16 protein-coding genes are annotated in these 16,850 nt (G+C 50.5%); 10 read left to right on the forward strand and 6 right to left on the reverse strand.

Translation table 11 applies throughout. From position 1 onward, the window contains the following. Positions 1–5 precede the first annotated feature (5 nt). From pta to GRF55_RS10710, 5 genes are all read right to left on the reverse strand, one after another. Entirely contained in the window at positions 6–1,013 is a 1,008-nt protein-coding gene (gene pta / locus GRF55_RS10690) for a phosphate acetyltransferase (protein WP_220368391.1), read from the reverse strand. Positions 1,014–1,398: 385 nt separating this feature from the next. After that, complete coding sequence (cdaA, locus tag GRF55_RS10695; protein ID WP_220368392.1) at positions 1,399–2,169, reverse strand: diadenylate cyclase CdaA; 771 nt, start codon at positions 2,167–2,169, stop codon at positions 1,399–1,401. Between the two features lie 327 nt (positions 2,170–2,496). Then, the gene (folP, locus tag GRF55_RS10700; protein WP_220368393.1) at positions 2,497–3,306 is read right to left on the reverse strand and encodes a dihydropteroate synthase; all 810 of its coding nucleotides are present in this window, start codon (positions 3,304–3,306) and stop codon (positions 2,497–2,499) included. A gap of 54 nt (positions 3,307–3,360) precedes the next feature. Next, positions 3,361–4,695: a dGTP triphosphohydrolase gene (dgt, locus tag GRF55_RS10705; RefSeq protein WP_220368394.1), complete on the reverse strand. Its 1,335-nt coding sequence runs from the start codon at positions 4,693–4,695 to the stop codon at positions 3,361–3,363. Beyond that, entirely contained in the window at positions 4,667–4,831 is a 165-nt protein-coding gene (locus GRF55_RS10710) for a hypothetical protein (RefSeq protein WP_220368395.1), read from the reverse strand. Before GRF55_RS10710 ends, dgt begins: the two co-directional genes overlap by 29 nt. 115 nt (positions 4,832–4,946) lie before the next feature. Here GRF55_RS10710 and dut point away from each other — a divergent pair, with 115 nt between their 5' ends. From dut to GRF55_RS10750, 8 genes are all read left to right on the forward strand, one after another. Further along, positions 4,947–5,390, forward strand: a complete 444-nt coding sequence (dut, locus tag GRF55_RS10715; RefSeq protein ID WP_220368396.1) for a dUTP diphosphatase — start codon at positions 4,947–4,949, stop codon at positions 5,388–5,390. Positions 5,391–5,409: 19 nt separating this feature from the next. Then, complete coding sequence (locus tag GRF55_RS10720; protein WP_220368397.1) at positions 5,410–7,167, forward strand: tetratricopeptide repeat protein; 1,758 nt, start codon at positions 5,410–5,412, stop codon at positions 7,165–7,167. Positions 7,168–7,171: 4 nt separating this feature from the next. Continuing rightward, positions 7,172–8,047: a DUF4292 domain-containing protein gene (locus GRF55_RS10725; protein ID WP_255563792.1), complete on the forward strand. Its 876-nt coding sequence runs from the start codon at positions 7,172–7,174 to the stop codon at positions 8,045–8,047. Continuing rightward, the gene (locus tag GRF55_RS10730) at positions 8,048–9,700 is read left to right on the forward strand and encodes a murein hydrolase activator EnvC (RefSeq protein ID WP_220368398.1); all 1,653 of its coding nucleotides are present in this window, start codon (positions 8,048–8,050) and stop codon (positions 9,698–9,700) included. 361 nt (positions 9,701–10,061) lie between these two features. After that, entirely contained in the window at positions 10,062–11,870 is a 1,809-nt protein-coding gene (locus GRF55_RS10735; protein ID WP_220368399.1) for a long-chain fatty acid--CoA ligase, read from the forward strand. After that, complete coding sequence (gene prfB, locus GRF55_RS10740) at positions 11,867–12,988, forward strand: peptide chain release factor 2 (RefSeq protein WP_220368400.1); 1,122 nt, start codon at positions 11,867–11,869, stop codon at positions 12,986–12,988. Before GRF55_RS10735 ends, prfB begins: the two co-directional genes overlap by 4 nt. Before the next feature lie 22 nt (positions 12,989–13,010). Continuing rightward, entirely contained in the window at positions 13,011–13,154 is a 144-nt protein-coding gene (locus tag GRF55_RS10745; RefSeq protein ID WP_220368401.1) for a hypothetical protein, read from the forward strand. A 2-nt stretch (positions 13,155–13,156) separates the two neighbouring features. Beyond that, complete coding sequence (locus GRF55_RS10750) at positions 13,157–13,657, forward strand: CYTH domain-containing protein (RefSeq protein WP_220368402.1); 501 nt, start codon at positions 13,157–13,159, stop codon at positions 13,655–13,657. Here GRF55_RS10750 and GRF55_RS10755 read toward each other — a convergent pair. Beyond that, the gene (locus GRF55_RS10755) at positions 13,617–14,009 is read right to left on the reverse strand and encodes a VanZ family protein (protein ID WP_220368403.1); all 393 of its coding nucleotides are present in this window, start codon (positions 14,007–14,009) and stop codon (positions 13,617–13,619) included. The two genes, GRF55_RS10750 and GRF55_RS10755, sit on opposite strands and share 41 nt — an antisense overlap. 57 nt (positions 14,010–14,066) lie before the next feature. On the opposite strand from GRF55_RS10755, the gene GRF55_RS10760 reads away from it, so the two are divergent. Both GRF55_RS10760 and GRF55_RS10765 read left to right on the forward strand, forming a co-directional pair. Continuing rightward, complete coding sequence (locus tag GRF55_RS10760; protein WP_220368404.1) at positions 14,067–15,428, forward strand: sodium-dependent transporter; 1,362 nt, start codon at positions 14,067–14,069, stop codon at positions 15,426–15,428. Between the two features lie 49 nt (positions 15,429–15,477). Then, positions 15,478–16,836, forward strand: a complete 1,359-nt coding sequence (locus GRF55_RS10765) for a dipeptidase (protein ID WP_220368405.1) — start codon at positions 15,478–15,480, stop codon at positions 16,834–16,836. Positions 16,837–16,850: the final 14 nt, after the last annotated feature.

Genomic DNA, 16,850 nt, shown 5'->3' on the forward strand with positions numbered 1-16,850 from the left:
GATTTTCATTTCGCATCCATCGCCTGGCAGGCTGTGATGGCTACGAGGTAGTAGATATCTTCCACGGAGCATCCGCGGCTCAGGTCGTTCACGGGCTTGGCTATTCCCTGCAGGACGGGTCCTATGGCTGTTGCGCCTCCTAAGCGCTGCACGAGCTTGTAGGAGATGTTGCCCACCTCGAGGTTGGGATAAATGAGCACGTTGGCATGGCCCGCGATGTGGCTTCCCGGTGCTTTCTTCTCTCCGATGGCGGGGACGAGGGCTGCGTCAGCCTGCAGTTCGCCGTCGATTTCGAGTTCGGGTCGCCGCTCTTTCGCAAGGCGTGTCGCCTCAACCACCTTGTCCACCACCTCATGCTGCGCACTTCCCTTGGTAGAGAAACTCAGCATCGCCACGCGCGGATTGTCGATTCCCGCCACTGCCCGTGCGGTATCGGCGGTGCAGACGGCAATCTGCGCCAGCTGGTCGGCATCGGGCACGGGTGTCACTGCCACGTCGCCCACGACCAGCACGCCGTTTTCGCCGTATTGCGGCTGCTGCGTGATGAGGAGCATGGCGCCGCTCACGCAGGTGATACCGGGCTTGGTCTTGATGATTTGCAGTGCCGGGCGCAAGGTTTCTGCCGTTGTGCTCAGTGCGCCGCTAATCTGTCCGTCGGCATCTCCCGTCTTGATAATCATACATCCGTAATAGAGCGGATTCTTCACCAGTTCGCGCGCCTGTTCGATGGTCATTCCCTTGTTCTTGCGAAGTTCTGCCAGCAGTGCGGCATACTCCTCGCTCTTGGGGCTGTCCAGCGGATTGACGATGGTGGCTTTGCCGATGTGTGTCAGTCCCCACGCCTCCGCCAGCCGGCTGATTTCCTCCGGACTGCCTATCAGGATGATGTCTGCCACTCCGTCTGCCAACACCTTGTCGGCAGCTCTCAATGTGCGCTCTTCCGTTGCTTCGGGAAGCACGATGCGCTGCCTGTTACCCTTCGCGCGTTCAACGATTCTCTCAATGATTTCCATGTGTATTATATGTCTGTTAATGTTAGTTTGTCTGTATCGCACCGCAAATGTAATGATTTTCTTCCATTATTGGCATCTTTTGACAAAATATTTTCCTTTTTTCCTGTCAAAAGCCTGTTTCGTTTTTCCGAAAAAAGAGCCGATGGCGGGACGGGACGTTTTGTATATATATGCAATTATCGCCTTCCAGGAAGGCGTTTTGTAACGAACTGATTTTCAGTTATTTAGAATACACTTTCCAAAAGTGCCACTTTTACGTCCTAAAAGGGGAACTTTTAGGAGGTGAAAGGGGAACTTTTGCAAGCTGAAAGTGGCACTTTTGGAAAACGAAAGTTCAACTGTATATTTATACGCCCTTTTCTGTATGTTTATACAGCCGAAATCTTTACACTCCCATCTCCTTCGCGAGCAGGATTTCGAGTTGCTCGGCTGAGAGTCTCAGATGGAATTTTCCGTTGACGGCTACGGAGATGCGTCCGGTCTCTTCGGAGACGACGATGGCAAGGGCATCGCTCTCCTGCGAGATGCCGAGCGCCGAGCGGTGGCGCAGTCCGAGCGACTTGGGGATGTCGGTATCGTGCGACACAGGGAGGATGCAGCCTGCTGCGGTGATGCGTTTCTGCGAGATAATCATGGCACCGTCGTGCAGCGGCGAGTTCTTGAAGAAGATGTTTTCGATGAGCCGTTGGTTGACGTCGGCATTCAACCGCTCTCCCGTGCTTATGATATCGTCGAGCGGCACCGAGCGTTGCATAACGATGAGCGCACCGGTCTTTGCCTTTCCCATGCTCATACACGCCATGACGATAGGCATGAGCGCAGAGTGGTCAGCCTCTTTCCGGTGGTGACCGTGGAAAAGATTCATGAGTCCCTTCACCCGCTGGCGCGCTCCGAGGTTGTAGAGGAACTTGCGTATCTCGTCCTGAAACAAGATGATGATGGCTATCACTCCCACGCTCACCAGCTTGTCGAGGATGGAACCCAGCAGTTTCATCTCCAGAATCTGGCTGACGAAGAGCCATAGCAGGATAAACACGAGAATGCCGATGAAGACATTGATGGAGCGCGACTCCTTCATGAGGCGATACACATAGTAGAGCATCAGTGCCACCAGGAAGATGTCGATGAAGTCTTTTATTCCGAAACTTAGAAACATATTTTCGATAATTGAGAATTGACAATTGATAAATGATAAATATGGTTAGAGTTTGTTTGCCTTTGCCTTGCGCAGGGGCGAGTCGGTGTCGCCGCCCGCCTTGTTTCTCTCACAGATTCTATCGTAATCATCATTTTTTATTTTTAATTTTAGTTTCGGAAGTATCAAAATAACTAATACTCAGTCGCCTACGGCGAGAAATCTTTCAAATCTGTACAAATCAAACAAATCTATTTTGAGAGATTTGGAAAGATTTGTGAGATTTCTGTCACGAAGTGACACTCATTTTCAGATATTTGGCACAAGCGAAACTTGATTTTTTAATTCTTAATTTACACAGCCCTCCGTTATTTTTTGCATGATGCGGCACGTCTCCACCGCTTCCCTCACGTCGTGTACCCGCAGGATGTCGGCTCCCTTGAGGAGTGCTGTGGCGTGGAGCGCCGTCGTTCCGTTGAGTGCCTGCTCGGGGGTGATGTCCAAGAGCCGGTATATCATTGACTTCCGCGAGATGCCCACCAGCAACGGCAGCGCCAGTTCATGGAACTTCTCAAGTTGGCTGAATATGGCGTAGTTGTCGTCTAAGGTCTTTCCGAAGCCGAAGCCCGGGTCGAGGATGACGTCGCTGACGCCCATCTGGAAGAGTATCTGCGTCTTGCGTGCAAACATCAGGACGGACTCGCGCAGGGTGGGCTGCACCGACATCAGGACGTAGGGCACCCGCAATGCTGCCACCGTCTCAAACATGCCCGGCTCCTCTCCTTCCGCCACATCGTTGATCATGTCTGCTCCAAATTCTTCGACGCACATGCGAGCCACCGATGGGCGGAACGTATCTACGCTGACGATGGCATCGGGATGCTCGCGCCGCACGATAGCGAGGCAGTGGCGCAGACGGTCGCGCTCCTCCGCTTCACTCACAACGGCTCCTCCCGGTCGGGTGGAACAGGCTCCCACGTCAATCATGTCGCCCCCTTGCGCGATGATTTCGTTGGCACGCTCCGCAATTTCCCGCTCGCTCTGCATCCGGCTCCCCGTGAAAAAGGAGTCGGGCGTGTAGTTGAGAATGCCCATCACTAGTGGCTTGTCGAGACTGACGAGCTGTCCTTTTATCCGTATGGTGTAACCTTTGTTCATTTTTGAGGTTTGAGATTTGAGGTTTGAGGTTTGAGGTTTGAGAATCCTTTTTTCCTATATGATTGGCAGTGATATGCCGTTGATTTTCTGATAGACGTCGAGCGCATAGATGTCGGTCATTCCACTGATGTAGTCGATGACTGCCATGATGCGCGTCTCGAGGTCGTCGGCATCGATTTCGTACTGACTGGATACGCGCTGGATGAGCTGTTTCGAATAGAAGCGCTCCGGATAGAGCACGGCATCAATCATCTGCTCCATGAGCGTCTCCATGATTTTATATCCCGACAGTTCTATGTCGATCACTATCTTGCTCTTGTAAATCCGCTCGAGAGAGAGTTTCGTGCAGCGCTGATATGCTGCCCGCGGGATGTCCGAAATGGCGTCCACGAGACTGCCGGCGAATGTTCCTGCGAGAATCTCCTCCTCATGGTTGACGAACACCTGCACGCACTCGTTTTCGAGCAGTCCGATGACCGATGCCCGGAGGAACACCACCTTCTCGTTGTTGTCGGTGATTCCATCATCGACGATGCGCTGCCTGAGGTGTTGCTGCTTGTCGTCCGGGAAGAAGCCGAGCAACAGGCTTTCCGTCTCGTCATAGGAGAGCAGTTTCAGTTTGTGGGCATCCTCGATATCCATGATTTCATAACAGATATCGTCAGCCGCTTCCACGAGGAACACGAGCGGGTGGCGTGCCCATCGCTCATGCCCGTTGCCCATCGCCATCAATGGAATTTCGAGTTCATCGGCTATCTTTTGATAGTCTTCGTACTCGGAAGTGAAGAAACCGAACTTGTTTTTCGCGGCGAACAGCGAGGGATGCGGATATTTCACGATGCTGGCAAGCGTCGTGTAGGTCATGACAAAGCCTCCCGCACGCCGACCCTTGAAACGGTGGGTCAACAGCCGGAAAGCGTTGGCGTTTCCGTCGAAGCGCGTGATGTCTGCCCAGAAGAGCGGACTGACCTGACTCTGCAGATGCTTCCCCGGTCCATCCTTGAAATAGGCTTGTATGGCTTTTTCGCCCGAATGTCCGAACGGCGGATTCCCGAGGTCGTGTGCGAGACACGCCGCCGCCACGATGGTTCCTATCTCCTGGAAGAGTGTGTCGCGCAGTTCCGGGTGCTTTTTTGTCAACAGCCGAGCCACATCGTTTCCCAGCGACATGCCGACGGATGCCACTTCAAGACTGTGCGTCAAGCGGTTGTGCACGAAGATGCTTCCCGGTAGCGGAAACACCTGCGTCTTGTTCTGCAGTCGGCGGAAAGGTGCGGAGAAGATGAGACGGTCGTAGTCACGCTTGAACTCCGTGCGCTCATCATGCCGCTCGGGATGCTGCCGCTCCTGTCCGAGCCGCTTATTGGATATCAGTTTCTGCCAATTCATCTTCTTTCTGTTTGTTGTCAACAAGAATGTCAACGGGAACGTCAACACAATTGATGTCCTGCAAAGGTACGTTTTTTTCTCCAAAGAGCGCATGTTTTTCAGAAAAAAGGGTGCCCGTATCGTCTTTTTTTCCCACAAAATATGTTTATATGAGGATTATTTATTATTTTTGCAGACTATAACGGACTGCCGACTTTGGGTAAGAAGCCTCGTCTGCGCAGTTCGGGAAAGAAGACCAATCCGACAGAGATATGACAGATTTAGTAATTAAAATCGTAAACAAAGGACACCAGCCGCTCCCTGCCTACGCCACACCACTGAGTGCAGGCATGGACATCCGTGCCAATCTGGAACAACCCATTACGCTGAAACCATTGGAACGAAAGCTCATCCCGACAGGGCTCTACATCGCCCTTCCCGACGGTTACGAGGCACAGATTCGTCCACGCAGCGGACTGGCACTGAAACGCGGCATCACCGTGCTGAACTCACCGGGCACCATCGATGCCGACTATCGCGGAGAGGTGGGCGTCCTGCTGATTAATCTCTCGAACGAGGAATTTGTGGTCAGCGACGGCGAGCGCATCGCACAGATGGTCATCGCACGCCACGAGCAGCCCCGATGGGAGACCGTGGAAGAACTGGACGAGACGGAACGCGGCACCGGAGGATACGGACACACGGGCATCAAATAACCATTAAGGACAGACGGCAATGAAGGCGGTAGTAAAAATCATGATCATGGCGGTTCTCACAGCTATTATTTCAAGCTGCGGGAAACATGTCGTCGCTTCCGCCGGACACCCCGCCCCACCAGCCAGCGCCGTCCTTTCGGAGGAGGACCGCCAACGGTTCGACCACTTCTTCCTTGAAGCCTTATGCCAACAAGAGAAGGGCAATTACACCGATGCCTTTGAGATGCTGTCACACTGTCTGGCTATCGACTCCACTTCCGCTGAAGTCTATTTCCTGCTCTCCTCCTATTATGCCGACCTGAAAAAAGACTCACTGACCATGGTCTATATGAAGCGGGCTGCCGAACTCAATCCCGACAACAACTTCTATCTCGAGCGCTTCGGGCAGTCGCTCCTGAACATCGGCGAATACGACCAGGCTGTCGATATCTACGAACGGTTATATGCCAACAACCGCCACCGCACGGACGTGCTGGAACTGTTGCTGAAGATTTATGAGTACAACAAGAATCACAAAATGATGATTGACGTGCTGAACAGGATGGAGCTCGTGGACGGCAGTTCCGAACAGCTCACGCTGAACAAGATGCACGTCTATGCCCTGCAAGGCAAGAAGGAAGAAGAGTTCAACGAGCTGAAAGGACTTACGGAGAGAAATCCTTATGACCTGAACTATCGCGTCATGCTGGGCAACTGGATGGTTCAGAACGAGCGCGGCGATGAGGCCTTGTCGCTGTTCAAGGAGGTGCTGGACGCAGAGCCCGACAACCTCTCTGCCCAACTGTCCCTGGCAGATTATTACAAATCTGTGGGGCAGGATTCCATTGCCGACACAATGATTGAACAAATACTCATCGACAAGAAGACGCCTTCCGACACCAAGCTCTCACTCATCCGGCAAATCATCATGGAGAACCAGCAACACGGCGGCGATTCGACTGTCGTGCTCAACCTCTTCGACCGCATCCTCGCCACTCCACAGACAAATGCCGACATTGCGGAAATCAAAGTGGCTTACATGTTTCTCTGCAACATGCCCAAAGAAGATATCCGAAAAGCCCTGCAGGACGTTCTCGCAATCGCTCCGGACAACGTGACGGCACGCATCCAACTGCTGCAAAACATCTGGGAAACAGAAAACTACAAGGAAATCATCCGGCTGGCACAGGCAGGAACAGCGTACAACCCCGACGAGATGGTGTTCTATTATTTCCTCGGAATGGCTTATTATCAAACGGATGAACACGATGAGGCGCTCGACGCCCTTCGACGTGGCGTGAGCCAAATCAACGAAAAGAGCAACAAGGAGTTTGTCAGCGACTTTTACGCCATCATGGGCGACATCCTCCACGAAAAGGGACAAAACAAACAGGCATTCGAAGCATACGACAGTTGTCTGGTGTGGAAAGCAGATAATTACGGGGCGCTGAACAACTACGCCTACTACCTGAGCGAACTGGGACAAGACCTGGACCGCGCCGAACAAATGAGTTTCAAGACCATCAAGGCAGAACCCGAAAACCCCATCTATCTCGACACCTATGCGTGGATTCTCTTCATGGAAGAAAAGTATGAAGAGGCTAAAGTCTATATCGACCAAGCCTTAGCGAACGACTCCACGCTGAGCAGCGTGTATTTCGAACACGCCGGAGACATTTATTCGAAAACCAGAGATACGGGAAAAGCCGTTGAATTCTGGAAAAAAGCATTGGAGCAAGACAAAGAAAATGCCTTGCTGAGAAAGAAAATCAAACTGAAGAAATATGTCAAGAAGTAACAATATGATTATGAACAGAAGAAACATCACCGCAACAATATGCCTCAGCGCATTGCTCATCATCACGGCATGTGCCACGAAGAAAGAGGTGTCTGAAAACAAAAAGGGTACAGAGCCCGTTCAATCAGTCACTCAGGGACTCCGCTTCGTGCAAAAGGTCTCGGACAACGCCGTATATAGCAAGAATATCGTTTCGAAAATAGACTTTTCTGTCAACACCGGAGGGAAAAATATTTCGGTGGGAGGCTCCATCCACATGCGCAAGGACGACGTTATCCGCATCCAACTCACGCCGATGGGACTCATCGAAGTGGGGCGCATCGAACTCACTCCCGAATATGTCTTAATCATGGACCGCATACACAAAGAGTATATCCAGGCATCGTATAAAGACGTGGAGTTCCTGAACAAGAACGGACTCAACTTCTATTCGCTGCAAGCCATGTTCTGGAACCAGCTTTTCATACCCGGCGAACAACGGGTGAGCGAAACGGCGCTTGAGCAATACAAGACAGGAAATGCTGCCGGCAACATGATACCCATCACACTGCAACAGGGCAACATGACGTATGTATGGAACGCCAGCGAACAGACAGCACTCATCCTCAACGCCATCGTCAGCTACAGCAGCAAGCAGCACGGTGTCTCAAAGCTCGACTGGAAATACGAAGACTTCAAGGCGCTCGGCTCGAAAAAGTTTCCCTACAACCACCTGTTCACACTCTCAACCGAAGCCTCCGGAAAAAAGAAGACCATCAACGTGGGCATCAAAATGAACAAAGTCACGACCGACAGCAACTGGGAGGCACGGACAACCGTGTCTGCAAAATACAAGAAAGTAACCGTAGAAGATGTAATTAACAAAATAATGAATCTGTAGATGAAACGCTATTCCATATTCCTACTGATATTCCTGTTCACGCTCTCCTCTGCGGCACAGCAGCGGAGAACAACCCAAAGAAGAGCAACGACCACCCAAAAGCGGACGACTGCTCAGCGCAAGCCCGCGACAAAGAAACAGCGCAAGGCAACTACCAAGAAAAGTACGAAGAAGACAACCACCCAAAAGCAAGCAAGTGGTCCAAAACAACCCAAATATTCCACTGCGGAAATCAAAGGATTGGAAAACCAGAGAAACCAAATACAGAGAAACATCAACGAGCAACAAAAGAAACTTTCAGCCAACAAAGCCGACGTCAAAAAGCGACTGCAGAACCTCATGGTCATCAACGGAGAAATCGCTTCCCACCAACGTGCCATCGAAGGCTATCAGGCAGACATACAACACCTTGACGAGAACATCAATATCCTCAATGCACAGCTCGCAACACTCGAACAGCAACTCCGGGAAAAGAAACAGCAATTCGTGAAATCCATGCAATATCTCACGAAAAACCGCAACACGCAAGACAAACTCATGTTCGTCTTCAGCGCTAAAAACCTCACGCAGTCATACCGTCGCCTGCGGTTCGTAAGGGAATATGCCGCCTATCAACGCACGCTGGGCGAACAAATAAAAGCCAAACAAGCCGAAATCAGCAATAAGAACCAACAACTCGCTGTCGCGAAAAGCGATAAAAACACCCTCCTCAACAAAGGGAAACAGGAACAAAGCATACTCCAAACGAAACAGAACGAGCAGCAACAAATGGTGAAAAACCTGCAAAGTCAACAAAAAACCATACAGGGAATCATCAACGAGCAGCAAAAGCAACAGGCAAGCCTGAACGCACAAATCGACCGACTCGTAGCCATCGAAGTGGAAAAGGCACGGAAAAGAGCCATCGAGGAAGCACGGCGGAAAGCCGCTGCCGAAGCTGAAGCCAAGCGTAAACGGGAAGCTGAACTCGCAAGGAAAAGGGCGGAAGCTGAGCTTGCGGCAAGGGAAAACGAAAGGCGTATTGCCGAAGCACGCGAAAAAGAAGCACGAATGAAAGCTGCTGCCGCAAAAACAGCCAATAAGAACTCGGCAGAAAAAGAGGCTGCCAACCAAGCGGCGCGAGAAGCAGAAGCAGAAAGAATAGCAGCCGAAAGAAAAGCCAATGCCGACAAAGCACGACGCGAAAAAGACATCGCCGAAACCAAAAAGAATAATGAGGAAGCCGGCATGGTCAGTTCCGTGGACCGGAAAATTAGCGGAAGCTTTGAAAACAACAAGGGAAGACTGCCCATGCCCATCACGGGCAGCTACCGCATCACACGGCACTTCGGAAACTATAACGTCGAAGGACTCAGAAACGTGAAGCTCAACAGCAAAGGAATCAACATCCAAGGACAAAGCGGCGCACAGGCACGAAGCATCTTCGACGGAGAAGTCTGCGCCGTGTTCAGCTATGGAGGACAAATGAACGTCATGGTGAGACATGGCAGCTACATCTCGGTTTACAGCAACTTGCGGTCGGTCAGCGTACAAAAAGGACAAAAAGTGTCAACGCGCCAAACACTTGGAACCGTGGGAACAGACAACACCCTGCAATTCCAACTGCGAAGAGAGACCGCCCTGCTCAACCCCGAATCGTGGTTAGGCAGATAACCCTTTCAACTTCACCTTGTATATTTATGCAGAGGCAGAAGTTTGAAACCGCTGTTTGTAAACACTTAAAAACCAATGCGTTAGATATGGCTTTCCAAAAGTTCAACTTTTGCAAGCTAAAAGTTGAACTTTTAGGAGGTGAAAGTTGAACTTTTAGAGCACAAAAGTTCAACTTTTGGAAAGCGAAAGTTCAACCGTATATTTATACGCCCTTTTCCGTATGTTTATACAGGGGTGTTTTGGTGGTCGGTTTCACCGAATTCGCGCTTCCCGCTTCCTGAATTTTTCCGAGAAAATTCTGCGGATTGTTTTGTTTTTCCCCAAATTTTCCTTAAATTTGCAGAAATAAAAAACATCCGTTATGCAGACAATATGTCATCTTTCCGTTCTTGTTCATGAGCAAGCAAAAAAATATGGCTCAAAAACTGCGCTGAACTATCGGGAATTCGGCAGTTTAAAATGGTCACAAATCTCATGGCAACAATTCTCCGAACAGGTGAAAAAGGTGTCTAACGCCTTACTGAACCTGAGTGTGAAGGTACAGGAAAACATTGGCGTTTTTTCACAAAACACCATGCACTCACTGCTTACCGACTTCGGAGCGTTCGGCATACGCGCGGTAACCATCCCGTTTTATGCCACCAGCAGCGAGCAACAACTCCAATATATCATCGGTGATGCGAACATACGCGTCCTTTTTGTCGGCGAACAGGAGCAATACGATAAGGCACATCGCATCTTCGCACTCTGCCCCACCCTGGAGCGCATCATCATCTACGACCCCAGCGTCCGCATCAGTGTGCACGACACAAACGCCATCTACTTCCACGACTTCCTGAAATTGGGTGACAACCTGCCGCGACAAGCCGAAGTGGAAGCGTTGTATGCACAAGCAAACGAAGATGATATTGCCAACATACTTTATACCAGCGGGACAACCGGCGACTCAAAAGGAGTGGTCCTTACCTACAGTCAATACCATGCCGCTTTCGACGGCAACGACAAATGTGTGCCCGTCGGCGAGAACGACCGGGTGATGAACTTCCTGCCTTTCACACATGTCTTCGAGCGAGGATGGACATTCTTTGCCATGACCGAAGGGGCAGAATTTATCATCAACACCTATCCGCACGAAATCCAGCAGTCCATGCGTGAGACCCACCCCACATGTATGTGTGCCGTTCCACGCTTCTGGGAGAAAGTATATGCCGGTGTCAATGCCAAGATTGATAACGCCAGCGGTATCAAGAAACGCCTGTTCCAAGACGCGCTGCGGGTCGGAAAGCGACACAACGTGGAATGTCTGGCGAGAGGGAAACGCCCGTCACCACTGCTTAGCATCAAATACAACTTCTACAACAAGACGCTGTTCAAACTGATACGCAAACAGTTGGGCTTGGAGAATGCCCATTTCTTCCCGACTGCCGGCTCAACAGTTTCGCCAGAAGTAGAGGAATTCGTGCACAGCATCGGCATCTTCATGATGGTGGGATATGGACTGACAGAAAGTCTTGCCACCGTCTCGTGCATCCACATGGACAAACCGTTCACCATCGGCTCCGTCGGACGCCCCATTCACAGCATTGATGTCAAAATCGGAGAGAACGATGAAATCCTACTGAAAGGACCGACCATCACACGGGGATACTATAAGCGCGAAGCCCTCAACGAACAGAGTTTTGACAGTGAGGGATATTTCCGCACGGGCGATTCAGGATATCTCCAGAACGGCGAACTCTTCCTGAAAGAACGCATCAAAGACCTGTTCAAGACGAGCAACGGCAAATACATCGCTCCGCAAATGATTGAAGCGAAAATACTGGTCGATAAATTCATTGACCAGATTGCAGTTATTGCCGATGAAAAGAAATTCGTTTCTGCCCTGATTATCCCCGACTATCCCTTGCTTGAGGAATATGCAAAGGAACACGACATCCCGTTTGACAGCCGTGAAGACCTCTGCAAGAACGAACAAATCCATAAAATGTTTACCGAACGCATAGACACCCTGCAACAGTCGCTGGCAAGCTACGAAAAGATAAAACGCTTCACCCTGCTGCCACACCACTTCACCATGGAAGCCGGAGAGCTGACCAACACGCTGAAAATCAAGCGCGCTGTGCTCAACAAAAACTATGCGAAGGAAATAGAAGAAATGTACAAGGAATGATTACCGCAGAACAACTCAAAGATATCCTGGAACGCACCGACGCACTCCACCGCTATCTCGACATCGAGAAAAAGAAAGTGGAATACGAAGAAGAAGAACTTCGTACGCAAGCACCTGACTTCTGGGAAGATCCCGCCCGGGCACAAGAGCAGATGAAAAAGGTGAAAGGCATCAAGAAATGGCTCGACGGATATAAGTCGGCGCGCGATGCTGCCGACGAACTGCAGCTCGCTTTCGACTTCTATCACGATGAGATGGTGACGGAAGAAGAAGTGGATGCCGATTACAAAAAAGCCATCGAAGCCATCGAAGAGCTCGAGCTGAAAAACATGCTGCGCCAGAAGGAAGACCCGATGGACTGCGTAATGAAAATCAACAGCGGTGCCGGCGGAACTGAGAGTCAGGACTGGGCACAAATGCTCATGCGGATGTATATGCGATGGGCTGAAAGTCACGGTCATAAAGTGACTGTCAGCAACTTGCAGGACGGCGACGAGGCAGGCATCAAGAGCGTGACGATGGAAATCGAAGGTGGAGAATACGCTTATGGCTACCTGAAAAGCGAAAATGGAGTCCATCGTCTGGTGCGCGTTTCGCCATTCAACGCACAAGGCAAACGCATGACCAGCTTTGCCTCAGTCTTTGTTTCTCCGCTGGTGGATGATACCATAGAAGTGTATGTGGACCCTTCGAAAGTGAGTTGGGACACTTTCCGTTCAAGCGGAGCCGGAGGACAGAACGTCAACAAGGTGGAAACGGGTGTCCGCCTGCGATATCAATATACAGACCCTGACACTGGCGAGGAAGAGGAAATCCTCATCGAGAACACGGAGAGCCGCAAACAGTTGGAGAACAGAAACAACGCCATGCGACTGCTCAAATCACAACTCTATGACCGCGCCATGAAAAAACGCCTCGAAGCAAAGGCAAAGATTGAGGCGGGAAAGAAAAAAATCGAATGGGGAAGCCAAATCCGAAGCTATGTGTTTGATGACCGTCGGGTAAAAGACCACCGCACCAACTACCAGACGACCGACGTGGATGGCGTGATGGATGGAAAAATCGACGACTTCATCAAAGCATACCTCATGGAATTCCCCGTCACCGATGATCAATAAACCATATTAAAATATATAAACTATGAGTGAAAGAAGTAAAATCAATCGTGCCAAACGCGAGGCACAACAAGAGAAACAGGCACAGAATGTCATACGATGGATTTTCGCCATCTTAATACTGTTGGCTATCATCTTTGTCATCTTTTCAGCACAACTCGTCGGATAGACATGTCTGGATTTGAAATCGAACGGAAATTCCTTGTCAGGAAAGACAAAGACTTCAAGGCGCTGGCTACATCCGACACCCATATCCAGCAGGGATATATTGCTGCGAAGGGTGCAACGGTGCGCATCCGCATCAGAGGCAACAAAGGGTTTCTCACAATCAAGTCGCCATCGAGAAACGGCGGACTGTCACGCTATGAGTTTGAAAAAGAAATTTCCTTGGAAGAAGCTCAGCAGTTGATGAAACTCTGCGAACCGCCAATCATCGACAAAAGACGATATTTGGTGGAATATGCCGGACACACGTTTGAGATAGACGAATTCTATGGCGACAACGAAGGGCTCGTCATGGCTGAGGTGGAACTGAATGACGAAGGCGAAGTTTTTGAAAAACCAGGATTTATAGGTCCCGAGGTCACGGGCGACCGACGTTTCTATAATTCCAACCTGCGAATGATGCCATTCACCATTTGGCGAAACACTTTGCCAGAAGAATACCGATAGGCAAAGCGAGCGTACACCCCATCGCATTGGCAAGAAAGTCCAACCAGTCGCCGCTACGAGTACCGCCGGTACAAGTTGCCTGGACAAATTCAATCAGTCCGCCCATTACCACTGGAGCCAACCATGCCATGAGGATGACACGTTGACGGCACACCCGCTTGTGTCTGAAAAGATATTCAGCCCACAGCACCAAGCCTAAGACAAAATACATCGCAATGTGCGTCCATTTGTCTATCAGCGCGACATCGCTCAAAGGGGTTTCCGGAACAGGAATCAGACAGATTACCCAAATCACCGCGACAAGCAGCGAACTGAGTGGATAGCGGAGCATCAACCGATATAAATCTTTCATCGTTCGCATATTCATCTGCAAAGATAAACATAATCAACCAATCTTCAAAAGTTTTTTATGGCACACACAGAAAGAGTAAAATTCGGAAGTAAGTTGGGAATCATCCTGGCGACAGCAGGCTCAGCCGTTGGACTGGGCAACATCTGGCGTTTCCCTTATATGACAGGCGAAAACGGCGGCGCGGCATTCATCATCCTTTATCTTGTCTGTGTATTTATCTTAGGCATCCCCTGTATGATCAGCGAGTTCATTATCGGGCGTCATGGAGCATCGAACGTCGCACAGGCATACAACAAGCTTTCCAATGGCACTCTATGGCGGATTATCGGTTTCATGGGTGTGCTCACCGGCTTTCTCATCATCGGCTATTATGCTGTGGTTTCAGGATGGTGTTTGCAATACATCTTCGGTTCAGCCGCAGGACATCTCAAAGGAGATTCCGCATACATCAATGAGTATTTCATCAATTTCTCACAGAGCACATGGAAACCGATTCTCTGGACTATCGCATTCCTTTTTCTCACTCATTTCATCATCATACGGGGCGTGCAGAAAGGCATTGAGTGGGCATCCAAGCTGCTCATGCCCGTACTCTTCATACTACTGCTGATAATTGTCGTAGCTTCCTGCCTTCTCCCCAATGCCATCGAAGGAATCCGCTTTCTTTTCATGCCCGATTTCTCCAAAGTGACGAGTGATACCTTTCTCGGAGCTTTGGGTCAAGCATTCTTCTCTTTAAGCATCGGCATGGGCTGTATATGCACCTATGCTTCTTATTTCTCCCGTGACACAAACCTGGCAAAATCGGCTGTCCATATCAGTCTGATAGACTCTTTCATTGCCATACTTGCCGGACTCATGATTTTCCCCGCAGCCTTTTCCGTCAACGTGCAGCCCGACTCCGGTCCCTCACTCATCTTTATCACCCTCCCTAACGTCTTTCTTCAAGCCTTTTCAAGCGTTCCCGTTGTAGGCTATATCATCTCCCTGCTCTTCTATTCCCTGCTGTCATTGGCAGCCCTTACATCCCTCATCTCGCTACATGAGGTTTGCACGGCATTCATACATGAGGAGTTCCGGCTCTCCCGCCGTCGGGCGGCATTGATAGTTACGCTGACCGGTTCCGTCATCGGCGCTTTTTGCTCACTCTCATTGGGTGCATGGGACGGCTTGCAACTGTTTGGCAAACCGCTGTTCGACATCTTCGACTTCGTGACCGGACAGATTCTTCTTCCTTTGGGTGGCTTCTTCACCTGCCTTTTCCTGGGTTGGTATGTACCGAAAAAGATTCTCAAAGATGAGTACACCAACTGGGGAACGCTGCGCGGAACACTGTTCGGCATCTACCTTTTCTGCATCCGCATCGTGTGCCCCATCTGCATCGCTATCATCTTCATGCACCAGTTGGGATGGATATAACCTGGTATAAACAGAGATTCATATAAAACTTTTAAAAACAATACGTATTATGATTAAAGAATTTATCGAGAAAAATGAGCCGCGGATGCTCGAAGAACTATTCAGTCTTATCCGCATACCGAGCGTAAGTGCACAGCCTGAACACAAAGACGACATGGTTCGTTGTGCCGAACAATGGAAGAAACTGCTCCTGGCGGCAGGAGTTGACAAGGCTGAGGTCATGCCTTCAAACGGCAACCCGATTGTCTATGGCGAGAAGATGGTGGACCCGCAGGCTAAGACGGTACTCATCTACGGACACTACGACGTGATGCCGGCAGAGCCGTTCGAGCTGTGGAACACGGAGCCGTTTGAGCCAGTGGTGAAAGACGGAATCCTTTGGGCACGTGGAGCCGACGATGACAAGGGACAGTCATTCATACAGGCAAAAGCCTTCGAATACCTGGTCAGCAACAACCTGCTGAAACACAACATCAAATTCATCCTTGAAGGGGAAGAGGAAGTGGGCTCACCCAGCCTCGGCGCTTTCTGCGAGCAACACAAAGAACTGCTCAAGAGCGACATCATCCTCGTTTCCGACACCAGCATGCTCTCTGCCGAACTGCCTTCACTCACGACAGGCTTGCGTGGCTTGGCTTACTGGCAGATTGAACTGACGGGTCCGAACCATGACCTGCATTCAGGACATTTCGGCGGCGCGGTTGCCAACCCGATTAACGTGCTCTGTAAACTTCTTGCCGACGTTACCAATGAAGACGGCAGAATACAGGTGCCGGGATTCTACGACGACGTTGATGACATTCCCGAAGAAGAACGCAAGATGGTGGCAGAAATTCCTTTCGACCTCGAGAAATACAAGAAGTCTATCGACGTGGAGGAACTGTTCGGAGAAAAGGGCTACAGCACCATCGAGCGCAACGGCTTCCGCCCGTCATTCGACATTTGTGGCATCTGGGGCGGATATACGGGCGAAGGTTCCAAGACCGTCATCCCGTCTAAGGCTTACGCAAAAATCTCCTGCCGACTGGTTCCGCACCAGGAGCATGAGAAAATCTCACAGCTGGTCGTTGATTACTTCAAGAAGGTAGCGCCAAAGACCGTCAAGATTGACATCCAGCCACTGCACGGCGGCGAGGCATACGTGTGTCCTATCACGCTCCCTGCATACAAAGCAGCAGAGCGGGCATTCGAAAAGGTGTTCGGAAAACGTCCGCTCCCTGTGCGCCGCGGCGGAAGTATCGGTATCATCTCCACCTTCGAGAAGACACTCGGCATCAAGACCGTCCTCATGGGCTTCGGATTAGAGTCTGACGCAATTCATTCACCAAACGAGAACTTCCCCATCGACATGTTCCGCAAAGGTGTTGAAACGGTGGTCAACTTCCATCTCGAATACGACAAGGAGTAATCATTTTCAGGCAG

Source organism: Prevotella sp. Rep29, from assembly GCF_019551475.1.
Lineage (GTDB): Bacteria > Bacteroidota > Bacteroidia > Bacteroidales > Bacteroidaceae > Prevotella.